This is a genomic window from Achromobacter colocynthidis (genome assembly GCF_057334535.1).
In genome coordinates, this window is the sequence record NZ_JBHFIZ010000024.1 from 172,742 (window position 1) to 184,263 (window position 11,522).

Sequence of the window (11,522 nt, forward strand, 5' to 3'; positions counted from 1 at the left end):
GCGGATCAGGACGAGTGGCTGCGGCGCTCTTGCGTCAGGCGGCGCGCCTTGTTCCAGCGCCAGCCCCACATGACCCAACCCGACAAGCCATACAGCACGAACAGCCCGAACAGCACAACCGGGGGGTCGCTGGACACGAATACGAATACGGCCACCACCAGCAAGATGCCCCAGAACGGCACGCTACGGCCCAGCGCAAAACTCTTGCCGCTGAAGAACGGGGCGTTGGACACCATGGTGATGCCCGCGTACATGGTCAGCGTGAACGCCACCCAAGCCATCAAGCTGTCGTGGATGGGAAGCTTGTTGTCCACAGCCAGCCAGACAAAACCCGCCACCAGCGCGGCGGCGGCCGGACTGGGCAAGCCCTGGAAATAACGTTTGTCGACGACAGCGATATTGGTATTGAACCGCGCCAGCCGCAACGCGGCGCCTGCCACATAGACAAAGGCGGCCAGCCAACCCCAGCGGCCCAAATCGTTCAAGATCCATTCGTACATGACCAGCGCGGGCGCCACGCCGAACGACGTCATGTCGGACAAAGAGTCATATTGCTCACCGAATGCCGACTGCGTGTTGGTCAGGCGAGCCACCCGGCCATCCATGCCATCCAGCACCATGGCCACGAAAATGGCGATGGCGGCAACTTCGAAGCGATCATTCATTGCCTGCACAACGGCATAGAACCCCGCGAACAGCGCAGCGGTGGTGAATGCGTTGGGCAGCAAGTAGATGCTTCGGTGGCGGTTCTCGGAATCGCGCATGGAAAAATTGGGCATAGTCTCAATAACTTACAACGGACTGTGAAAGGTTAACTCATATGGCCCCGCTTGCGGGACAGAGCAAGTGCCATGCCTGAGGAAAAGGCAATAAAAAACGGCATGCCCTTTGGAGGCATGCCGTCTTGTCGGACGGGGCGCGGGGCCAGCCCGCGCCGGGCGTCGATCAGTTCTTGGACTTGTCCACCAGCTTGTTGGCGGCGATCCAGGGCATCATGGCGCGCAGCTTGCCACCCACTTGCTCGATCTGCGATTCCGCGTTGATGCGGCGGCGCGAGGTCAGCGTCGGGGCGCCGGCGGTGTTTTCCAGGATGAACTTCTTGGCGTATTCGCCGGTCTGGATGTCCGTCAGGCACTGGCGCATGGCCTTGCGGGTTTCGTCGGTGACGATCTTCGGGCCCGTTTCGTACTCGCCGAATTCGGCGTTGTTCGAAATCGAGTAGTTCATGTTGGCGATGCCGCCTTCATAGATCAGGTCAACGATCAGCTTCAGTTCGTGCAGGCATTCGAAGTACGCCATTTCGGGCGCGTAGCCGGCTTCCACCAGCGTGTCGAAACCGGCCTTGATCAGTTCGACGGTACCGCCGCACAGCACGGCTTGTTCGCCGAACAGGTCGGTTTCGGTTTCTTCGCGGAAGTTGGTTTCGATGATGCCGGCACGGCCACCGCCGTTGGCGCTGGCGTACGACAGGGCCACGTCACGCGCGGCGCCCGACTTGTCCTGGTACACGGCCACCAGGTGGGGCACGCCGCCACCTTGCTTGTACGTGTTGCGCACCGTGTGGCCGGGGGCCTTCGGGGCGATCATGATGACGTCGATGTCTTCACGCGGCACGACCTGGCCGTAGTGGACGTTGAAGCCGTGGGCGAAAGCCAGGGCAGCGCCGGCCTTGATGTTGCCGTGCACTTCCTTGTTGTAGACCGAGGCGATGTTCTCGTCGGGCAGCAACATCATGACGATGTCGGCGGCCTTCACGGCATCAGCCACTTCCTTGACTTCCAGGCCGGCGTTGGCCGCCTTGTTCCACGAAGCGCCGTCCTTGCGCAGGCCGACGATAACCTTCACGCCCGATTCATGCAGGTTCTGCGCGTGCGCGTGGCCTTGCGAACCGTAGCCGATGATGGCAACGGTCTTGCCTTTGATGAGGGACAGATCGCAGTCTTTGTCGTAGAAAACTTTCATGGTTGTGCTCCAGATTCCAGTATTTTGGATATTCGATTAATTCAGATGTAGGGTGTGGCGTGGCCTGGAAGGCCGGTCAAATCTTCAAAATCCGTTCACCGCGTCCGATGCCGGACACGCCGGTGCGTACGGTTTCAAGGATGGCACTGCGGTCCAGGGCTTCCAGGAAGGCCTGTACTTTTTCCTGCACCCCGGTCAATTCGATGGTGTAGGACTTGTCGGTCACGTCGATGATGCGGCCGCGGAAAATATCCGCCATGCGCTTCATCTCTTCGCGTTCCTTGCCAACTGCGCGCACCTTCACGAGCATCAGCTCGCGCTCGATGTGGGCGCCTTCGGTCAGGTCCACCACTTTAACGACATCCACCAGGCGGTTCAGGTGCTTGGTGATCTGTTCGATGACTTCATCGGAACCCGTCGTCACGATGGTCATGCGCGACAGCGTGGAATCCTCGGTGGGCGCCACGGTCAGGGTTTCAATGTTGTAGCCCCGCGCGGAAAACAGACCCACCACGCGCGACAGCGCGCCGGGTTCGTTTTCGAGGAGGACGGAAATCACGTGCTTCATGGTGGCCTCCTTACAGGTCTTCAGAGCCAAGCAGCATTTCGGTCAGCCCACGGCCGGCCTTGACCATCGGCCACACGTTTTCAGTGCGGTCGGTGATGAAGTCCAGAAAGACCAGGCGTTCCTTGTGCTTGCCAAAGGCTTCGCGCAGCGCAGGTTCGACATCCGCCGGACGCTCGATGCGCAGACCCACGTGGCCATAGGCCTCGGCCACCTTGACGAAGTCGGGCAGCGAATCCATGTAGGACTCGGAATAGCGCGAGCCGTAATCGATCTGCTGCCATTGCCGGACCATGCCCAGGAAACGGTTGTTCAGGCAGACGATCTTGGGCGTCAGGCGGTATTGATGGCAGGTCGACAGTTCCTGGATGTTCATCTGGATCGACGCTTCGCCGGTGATAACGGCGACGTCGTGCCCAGGGTTGGCCATCTGCACGCCCATGGCGTACGGCAGCCCCACACCCATGGTGCCCAGGCCGCCGGAGTTGATCCAGCGGCGCGGCTTGTCGAACTTGTAGTACTGGGCCGCCCACATCTGGTGTTGGCCCACGTCGGACGTGACGAAGGCGTCGCCGCCCGTCACTTCCCAGAGCTTTTCCACCACGTACTGCGGCTTGATGACTTCGTCCGAGTTGGCGAACTTCAGGCATTCCTTGCCGCGCCAGGTCTCGACCTGGTCCCACCACTTGGTGATGGACGCGGGCTTGTGCTCGGCGGCCGCCACTTCGAATTGGGCGGACAGGTCGGCCAGCACATCCTTGACGTTGCCGACGATCGGGACGTCCACGCGCACGCGCTTGGAGATCGACGACGGATCGATATCGATATGGATGATCTTGCGGGCGTTCTGCGCGAAGTGCTTCGGGTTGCCGATCACGCGGTCATCGAAACGAGCGCCAATGGCTAGCAGCACGTCACAGTGCTGCATCGCCATATTGGCTTCGTAGGTGCCGTGCATGCCGGGCATGCCCACGAACTGGCCGCTGCTGGCCGGGTAGCCGCCCAGACCCATCAGGGTGCTGGTGCACGGCGCGCCCAGTTGCGACACCAGCTTGTTCAACTCGGGCGCGGCGTTCGACAGGATGACCCCGCCGCCGGTGTAGATCATTGGCCGCTCGGCGGCCAGCAGCATCTGCACGGCTTTCTTGATTTGCCCCTGGTGGCCCTTGTTGACGGGCGCATAGGAACGCATCGAGATCTCGCCCTTGGGCGGCGTGTACTTGCACTGCGCGACGGTGATGTCCTTGGGGATATCGACCAGCACCGGGCCGGGGCGGCCCGTGCGCGCGATGTAGAACGCGCGGCGCATGGTTTCGGCCAGGTCCTTGACGTCACGCACCAGGAAGTTGTGCTTGACGCAGGGGCGCGTGATGCCGACGGTGTCGCATTCCTGGAACGCATCTTCGCCGATGGCCGCAGTGGGCACTTGCCCGCTGATGATGACCATGGGGATGGAATCCATATAGGCGGTGGCGATGCCGGTGACGGCATTGGTCACGCCCGGGCCGCTGGTCACGAGGCAGACGCCAACCTTTTGCGACGAGCGCGAATAGGCATCGGCGGCGTGCACGGCGGCTTGCTCGTGACGAACCAGGATATGCTGAAATTTGTCTTGCTTGAAGATCGCGTCGTAGATGTAAAGCACTGCGCCGCCGGGGTAGCCGAAAACGTGTTCCACGCCCTCATCGGCCAGGCAGCGCACGACGATATCGGCGCCATTCATTTCCATGTTTATTTCCTTTCAGTACCGGCCCTGCAACCCTGACTGCTGCTCGCCCGGATACGGCGGCAACGGAACCCATACCGGCTACGACAACATGATCCGGCGCTTAGCGGCTCACGGAGCCACGCCACCCGGACACCCTGCCGACCCGGCACACGCTCGACAGAACGCAGTGCAAACGCCCCTTGGGGACGCTGGAGGTCGAAATGGAAGCTTTGGCAACACACGCTTGTGGCGCGGCCAACAGCAAGTATCACTGCGGCAGGATGGCTGGGGAGGTGACCCGTACCATCCGCCTCAACGCGCCGGTATCGGATAGGCAGACCGGCGCAAGAGGTGGAATTTACCGCGTTGCGTCAAAGGTAGCAAATCGACGTGAAACGACCGTTGCGCGCGCGATGCAGTGCGAATTGCGGGAAAGTCCGGTAACCATCTGACCCCTAAAAATCCTTCGGTCTCTCTATACTTGTTGCGTCGCCTCGAACCCAGACCCGCCCCCATGGATTTGCGCATTGCCAGCATTCGCCGTTTCCTCTACAGCCACTACTTCTTCGGAGGGGTGCGCCAGGGGGTTGGCATGCTGTTGCCCGTGCTGGTGCTGGGCGGGCTGTTCGGCAACTACACCACCGGGCTGGTCGCGACCTTCGGTGCGCAGTGCCTGGCCATCATCGACCAACCGGGCGGGCCGCAGCGTCATCGCACCAATGAAATGCTGGGCGGGGCCGCGCTGGGCACCGTGACCGTCATCATCACGGGGCTGGCGTCCACCAATCCCATCCTGATCTGGCTGGTGGTGATTGCGCAGTGCTTCGTCTATTCGATGTTCACCGTGTTCGGCAAGCGCGGCGGGCTGATCGGCTTTGCCGGCCTGCTGCTGATGACCTTGACGATGCATTCACCGCTACAGCCGCACGAAGTATTCGCACACGCGGTCGCCACCTTGGGCGGAGCGCTTTTCTATGTAGTGTTCAGCCTGGGATTTTCGCGCTTGTTCTGGCTGCGCGAGGAACAGCAGGCCATGTCGGTGGCGCTGTTCGCCACGGCCGACTACGTGGCCGCCCGCGCCGCCTTCTACGACGAGACGGCCGATCTGGACGAGGCCTATCGCACCCTGATCCAACGCCAGTCCGTCATGACGGAAAAACACCAGGCGGCGCGCGACATGGTGCTGCGTGCCCTGCCGCGCGGCAAGGGCGTGGGCGATCGCCAGCGCGTGATGATCTGGAACATGTTCGTCGACATGCTGCAACTGCTGGACACGCTGGTCGCCACCCACACCGACTACGCCGCGCTGCGCCGCACGCTGGCGGGCAATGACTGCCTGATGTTCATGCGCGACGCGCTGGTGAAGATGTCGCTGGAACTCAACCGCATCGCGCTGGACGTGTCGCGCGGGCGCCAGGTGCAGTACCGCAGCAGCGCCAAGGCGGAACTGCGCGCCATCGAATACGAAATTGAACAGCTCAAGCAGCAAGGCCTGGGCGAGCGCGAACCCGAGATGCTGGCGCTGATCATCCAGGTGCTGCGCCGCCTGCGCAATTCGGCCCGCATCGTCGACCGCCTGGCCGACCACACGGCGGCATCACCGGACGCCAAGCCCACCGACGTGCTGCGCATCAACAAGTCGTTGACGCGCTTTATCTCGCGCCAGGAATTCCGCTTTGGGCTGTTGACCAGCAACCTGCGGCTGGATTCCCCACACTTCCGTTATGCGCTGCGCGTGACGGCGGCCGCCGCCATTGCCATGACGCTGGCCAGCCGCTGGCTGTCGCCGGAATTTTCCGCGCACAACTACTGGATCATGCTGACCATCGTCATCATCATGAAGCCCGGCTTCGCGCTGACGCGGCAGCGCAATGGCTGGCGGTTGGGCGGTACTTTGATCGGCTGCATTTGCGCGCTGCTGCTGTTCAACCTGACCGACAGCCCCGAGATCCTGTTCGCCGTGCTGCTGGGCGCCTGCATCATGGGCAACAGCCTGGTGCAACTGAACTACATGGCCAGCGCCATTTTCAACACGCTCTTCGTGGTGCTGGTGTTCCACTTCGTGTCGCCGGGCACCGTGTCGATGGCGGTGATTGGCGAACGCGCCATCGACACATTGCTGGGCTGCGCGCTGGCGCTAATCTGCAGCTACATCCTGCCGTGGTGGGAAGCGCGCTATCTGAAACCGCTGGCCGCCGCCGCCACCCGCGCCAATCGGGAATATTTGCTGGCCGGGCTGCGCTACGTGGAAGCCATGCAAACGCACGCGGGGTCCGCCACCAATGCGGGCGCAAATGCGGGTACGACTGCGGGTACGAATACAGCCACGACGACAGCCGCGAACGCCGCAACGAACGCCACCACCGCCGCGGACACCCCCGCCGTCATCGATGCCGACCTGGCCTGGCGCCTGGCGCGCAAGAACGTGCACATTGCATTCAGCAATTTTGCCGAAGCGTTCTACCGCATGATGAGCGAACCCAAATCGCACCAGCTCAGCGTGCCGGAATTGAACAACCTGCTGATCCAGAACCATGTGCTGGCCTCGCAGATCACAGCGGCGATACCCATTCTGGCGGCGCTACCTAGAACGCCTGAAGCCGTACAGTTAGCGCTGAACGGCATGGTCGACCTGCTGGACGAGAAGCGCCCCCAGATCGCCACGACCCTGCCCACGCAGTTCGACACGGCCGGCGAACAGGCGGCATTGGCGTATCCGTTGAAGCAGATGCTGAAGGCATCGCACATGATCCGCCAGGAACTGCAAGCGCTGGCCGACCCCACGCATGCCCCGCCCGTGGCGGCGGCGGCGTAAATGATGCGGACGGATAGGTAGGATGGGTGCAGCGCGCGTTGGCGTGGGCAAGAAGATTCCGCCAATCGCGCGAAACCCATCAGACGACCGTAAGCTTGTGGCTGATCCTGTTAAAAATTCAGCGCTGCTTGATGGGTTCGCGCGTTGAGCGATTTCTTTCTTTTTTAGACAGTCTCGCGCCACACCCATCCTACGATCGTGCCACTTTGCCCGGAACGTAGGATGGGTGCAGCGCGCGTTGGCCCCGGCCAAGAAACACACCGCCGATCGCGCGGAACCCATCACGACCGACCCAGTTCGCCACGAACGTAGGATGGGTGCAGCGCGCGTTGGCCCCGGCCAAGAAACACACCACCGATCGCGCGAAACCCATCACGATCATCCAAATTCGCCCCGAACGTAGGATGGGTGCAGCGCGCGTTGGCCCCGGCCAAGAAACACACCGCCGATCGCGCGAAACCCATCACGACCACCCAAATTCGCCACGAACGTAGGATGGGTGCAGCGCGCGTTGGCCCCGGCCAAGAAACACACCGCCGATCGCGCGGAACCCATCACGATCGTGTCAATTCGCCACGAACGTAGGATGGGTGCAGCGCGCGTTGGCCCCGGCCAAGAAACACACCGCCGATCGCGCGGAACCCATCACGATCGTGTCAATTCGCCACGAACGTAGGATGGGTGCAGCGCGCGTTGACCCCGGCAAGAACACACCGCCGATCGCGCGAAACCCATCACGATCACCCAAATTCGCCCCGAACGTAGGATGGGTGCAGCGCGCGTTGGCCCCGGCCAAGAAACACACCGCCGATCGCGCGGAACCCATCACGATCGTGCCAATTCGCCACGAACGTAGGATGGGTGCAGCGCGAATCGGCCCCGGCAAGAACACACCGCCGATCGTGCGGAACCCATCACGACCGACCCAGTTCGCCACGAACGTAGGATGGGTGCAGCGCGCGTTGGCCCCGGCCAAGAAACACACCGCCGATCGCGCGGAACCCATCACGACCGACCCAATTCGCCACGAACGTAGGATGGGTGCAGCGCGAATTGGCCCCGGCAAAAACACAACGCCGATCGCGCGGAACCCATCACAATCACCCCACCTTGCGACGAAACACCAGTTTGTCTTCCGTTGAAACCGATGCGTCGTAGGCGTAGCCTTCCAGGTCAAAGCCCTGCAAGCCTTCCGGCTTGGCAACCTTATGCTGGATCGCGTAGCGCGCCATCAGCCCGCGCGCACGCTTGGCGTGGAAGCTGATGATTTTCCAGGCGCCGTTCTTCCAGTCCTGGAACACGCATTGCACCACGCGCGCCTTCAGCGTTTTCAAATCAACCGACTTGAAATATTCCTCGGACGCCAGGTTGACGATCACCGGCGACTTCTTGCCCTCCTGACGCTCATTCAGGTAATCGGCAATCGTCGCCCCCCAATACTCATACAGGTTCTTGCCCTTGGACGTTTCCAGACGTGTGCCCATTTCCAGGCGATACGGCTGCATCAGATCCAGCGGGCGCAGCACGCCGTACAAACCACTGAGGATGGCCACGTGCTCTTGCGCCCAATCCAGTTGCTTGGCCGACAGGCTGGACGCATCCAGCCCTTCGTACACATCGCCATTGAACGCCAACACCGCCTGGCGTGAATTCGCCTGGGTGAAGCTGCGCTTCCAATGCGCGTAACGCTGCGCATTCAGCTCAGACAGCGCCGGGCTCAGGCTCATCAAGTCAGCGATGTCTTCTGCCGACTTCGTCTTCAACACCTTGATCAGGCCGGCGGCCTGATCCACGAACAGCGGCTGGGTGTGCGTCTCGATATGCAGGGGCGAGTCGTAGTCCAGCTTCTTGGCGGGGGAAAGCAAAAACAACATTCCAGAATTCCTCTATTAACGCGCCGTCCAGCCGCCATCGACCGAAACCGACGTGCCGGTAATTTGCGCCGCGGCGTCGGATGCCAGGAACACGGCGGTGCCGCCGAGTTGTTCCGGGGTCACGAATTGCAGCGACGGCTGCTTTTCGCTGAGCAGTTCGCGCGCGGCGGTTTCCTGGTCAACGCCGTTCTTTTCAGCCAGCGCGGTGATCTGTTTTTCCACCAGCGGCGTGCGGACCCAGCCCGGGCAGATGGCGTTGGCGGTGATGCCCTGCCCGGCCGTTTCCAGCGCCGTGACCTTGGTGAAACCCACCACGCCATGCTTGGCCGCCACATAGGCCGACTTGTTGGCCGAGGCCACCAGGCCATGCGCCGACGCAATGTTGATGATGCGGCCAAAGCCCTGCTTCTTCATGTGCGGCAGCGCGGCCGCCGTGCCATGAAACACAGCCGACAGGTTCAGCGCCAGAATCGCGTCCCACTTTTCAACCGGAAAGTCTTCAATCAGCGCGGTGTGCTGGATGCCGGCGTTATTGACCAGAATATCGATGCGGCCCAACTGGCGCACCGCGTTGTCGACCAGGCCACGCACGGCATCGCCCTTGGACAGGTCGGCGCCGTCGTAGATCACTTTCACGCCGTACTTCTCGGCCAAACCCGCGCGTTCCTTTTCGATCGCGGCGGCATCGCCAAAACCATTCAGGACGATATCAGCGCCTTGCTGGGCGAAGGCGGTGGCGATCCCCAGGCCGATACCGCTGGTGGAACCGGTGACAAGGGCAACTTTTCCTTTGAGCATGAGCATTCTCCTGTGGTCTGGCATAGGGATGAAAAGCGAAACGAAGACAAGTGTAGCCGCCCGCGCCGACGGCAATCATGCCATGACCCCACGTCCGGCGGGGTCAAGCGGATGGAGGCTTGTCGGACGAATCCGACCCCAGCCCCGCATCGGCGGCCGAAGGCAGATCCGCCATGCCGCCACGGTTTTCCGGCACGCGTTCCAGCAGCTTGATCAGCACCGGCACCACGCCCATGGATATGGCGACCACCACGGACAGCACATCGCGATGCTCCAGGCTGATCAAGTGGTTGTCCCACGCTTCATTGAAGATGGCGAAGCTGAATTCCCCGCCTTGGGCCAGCACCATGGCGAACAGCAGCCGGTGGTAGCGCGGCAGGCCCATGAACCGCGCGAAGCCATAGAGGACCAGGGCTTTGATCGCCAGCAAGGCGGCAACGCAGCCGATGATGAACGTCCAGTGATCAGCCACCACCTTCAGGTTCACGGACATGCCGATCGCCAGGAAGAACAGGCCCAGCAATAAGCCCTTGAACGGGTCGATGGCCTTTTCCAGGTCGTGCCGGTAGCGGGATTCCGCCATCAACACCCCGACCAGAAAGCCGCCCAAGCCCGCCGACAGGCCCGCATAGTCGAACAATTGCGCGGCGCCCACCACCATCAGCAATGCCGCCGCCGTGAAGAGTTCATTCAATTGCGCCTTGGCGGCCCAGCCCAGCAGCCGCAGCCGGTAGGCCAACGCCACGACCGCCACAGCGATCAGCGCTTCCTTGAACGACGGGGCCGACGTACCGTCAGACCCCAGCAAGCCCGCCGCCACCAGCATCGGAATGGCCGCCATGTCCTGAAACAGCAACACGCCCAATGCCGAACGGCCCAGCGGCGTGCGGGTCAAGCTGCGCTCATCCAACAGCCGCAGCGCCACCGCCGTCGACGACAAGGCAAGCGACAGCCCGCACAACACCGCCGCCTGCCACTCCATCCCGGCCAAATGCCTGAGCGCCGCGCCGAACACCAGCCCCAGCAGCAACCCGCAGACCAGCATCTGCAAGCTTCCCAACAGGAAGACCTCGCTGCGCATCGCCCATAGGCGCCTGGGCGACAGCTCAAGCCCGATGATGAACAGCATCATCACCACGCCCCATTGCGACACGTTGATCATGGTGTCGACATTGGTCACCAGCTTCAGGCAAGACGGCCCGATCAGCACGCCCGCAATCAGATAACCCGGAATGGCGCCCAGCCCAAGCCGCTGCGTGATGGGCACGCACAGCACGGCGGCAAGCAAGAGGATAAGAATCAGGTCCATGAAACGGGATGCCGCCTTGGGTAGGGGTGTAGGCCTGGGCGCGCGATGCCCGGATGGGCGAATTCTGGACAAAGATCGGCGCCGCCGGAAGTGCGCGATGCACCCTTTCAAGGATTTTTTTCGACCCCCTTTACACACAGGAAAAAATTCCTGTAGAATTGCGGGCTTCGCTGCTCCAACAACGAAGATCCTTCCGACCAGGGATCTTGAAGTGAAAACGAAACGTGAAGGGAAATCCTCAAAAAGGAACCCTTCAAATAAGTGATCACCGTTTTGGAACCCAGCCCCGGAGAGGTGGCAGAGTGGTCGAATGTACCTGACTCGAAATCAGGCGTACGGTATCCCCGTACCGTGGGTTCGAATCCCACCCTCTCCGCCAAGTATTCAAGAACGAAGCCCCTGAGAAATCAGGGGCTTTTTTCTTTGTGGCGCGGGGTGGGCATGGGCCAAGCCATGACCCATGACTATGACCCCGGCCATGGGCCCATGGC

General features: G+C 61.9%; 8 protein-coding genes and 1 tRNA gene. 2 read left to right on the plus strand and 7 right to left on the minus strand.

The features are described from left to right. Positions 1-5 precede the first annotated feature (5 nt). The 4 genes from pssA to ACE04A_RS09445 all read right to left on the minus strand — a co-directional run bounded on the left by pssA (position 6) and on the right by ACE04A_RS09445 (position 4,256). On the minus strand, positions 6-779 hold the full coding sequence (pssA, locus tag ACE04A_RS09430; RefSeq protein ID WP_050447173.1) for a CDP-diacylglycerol--serine O-phosphatidyltransferase: 774 nt from the start codon (positions 777-779) through the stop codon (positions 6-8). 166 nt (positions 780-945) lie between these two features. Then, positions 946-1,962, minus strand: coding sequence for a ketol-acid reductoisomerase (gene ilvC, locus ACE04A_RS09435; protein ID WP_046807014.1), 1,017 nt, complete (start codon positions 1,960-1,962; stop codon positions 946-948). A 76-nt stretch (positions 1,963-2,038) separates the two neighbouring features. Then, positions 2,039-2,530, minus strand: a complete 492-nt coding sequence (gene ilvN, locus ACE04A_RS09440; RefSeq protein ID WP_006223608.1) for an acetolactate synthase small subunit — start codon at positions 2,528-2,530, stop codon at positions 2,039-2,041. 10 nt (positions 2,531-2,540) lie between these two features. After that, a complete protein-coding gene (locus ACE04A_RS09445) occupies positions 2,541-4,256 on the minus strand; it encodes an acetolactate synthase 3 catalytic subunit (RefSeq protein WP_259252061.1) in 1,716 nt (571 codons plus the stop codon). Positions 4,257-4,749: 493 nt separating this feature from the next. On the opposite strand from ACE04A_RS09445, the gene ACE04A_RS09450 reads away from it, so the two are divergent. Beyond that, positions 4,750-7,050: an FUSC family protein gene (locus ACE04A_RS09450; RefSeq protein WP_438859891.1), complete on the plus strand. Its 2,301-nt coding sequence runs from the start codon at positions 4,750-4,752 to the stop codon at positions 7,048-7,050. A 1,100-nt stretch (positions 7,051-8,150) separates the two neighbouring features. Here ACE04A_RS09450 and yaaA read toward each other — a convergent pair. The 3 genes from yaaA to ACE04A_RS09465 all read right to left on the minus strand — a co-directional run bounded on the left by yaaA (position 8,151) and on the right by ACE04A_RS09465 (position 11,031). Next, a complete protein-coding gene (gene yaaA, locus ACE04A_RS09455; RefSeq protein WP_438859424.1) occupies positions 8,151-8,924 on the minus strand; it encodes a peroxide stress protein YaaA in 774 nt (257 codons plus the stop codon). Between the two features lie 15 nt (positions 8,925-8,939). Next, a complete protein-coding gene (locus ACE04A_RS09460; protein WP_100852801.1) occupies positions 8,940-9,722 on the minus strand; it encodes a 3-hydroxybutyrate dehydrogenase in 783 nt (260 codons plus the stop codon). A 103-nt stretch (positions 9,723-9,825) separates the two neighbouring features. After that, on the minus strand, positions 9,826-11,031 hold the full coding sequence (locus ACE04A_RS09465; protein WP_259252066.1) for a cation:proton antiporter domain-containing protein: 1,206 nt from the start codon (positions 11,029-11,031) through the stop codon (positions 9,826-9,828). A gap of 288 nt (positions 11,032-11,319) precedes the next feature. On the opposite strand from ACE04A_RS09465, the gene ACE04A_RS09470 reads away from it, so the two are divergent. Further along, positions 11,320-11,410: transfer RNA gene (locus ACE04A_RS09470), tRNA-Ser, on the plus strand. Positions 11,411-11,522: the final 112 nt, after the last annotated feature.

Coding starts and splice junctions, on each gene's coding strand:
- pssA (WP_050447173.1), bottom strand. CDS start 779: ATGCCCAATTTTTCCATGCGCGATTCCGAGAACCGCCACCGAAGCATC.
- ilvC (WP_046807014.1), bottom strand. CDS start 1,962: ATGAAAGTTTTCTACGACAAAGACTGCGATCTGTCCCTCATCAAAGGC.
- ilvN (WP_006223608.1), bottom strand. CDS start 2,530: ATGAAGCACGTGATTTCCGTCCTCCTCGAAAACGAACCCGGCGCGCTG.
- ACE04A_RS09445 (WP_259252061.1), bottom strand. CDS start 4,256: ATGGAAATGAATGGCGCCGATATCGTCGTGCGCTGCCTGGCCGATGAG.
- ACE04A_RS09450 (WP_438859891.1), top strand. CDS start 4,750: ATGGATTTGCGCATTGCCAGCATTCGCCGTTTCCTCTACAGCCACTAC.
- yaaA (WP_438859424.1), bottom strand. CDS start 8,924: ATGTTGTTTTTGCTTTCCCCCGCCAAGAAGCTGGACTACGACTCGCCC.
- ACE04A_RS09460 (WP_100852801.1), bottom strand. CDS start 9,722: ATGCTCAAAGGAAAAGTTGCCCTTGTCACCGGTTCCACCAGCGGTATC.
- ACE04A_RS09465 (WP_259252066.1), bottom strand. CDS start 11,031: ATGGACCTGATTCTTATCCTCTTGCTTGCCGCCGTGCTGTGCGTGCCC.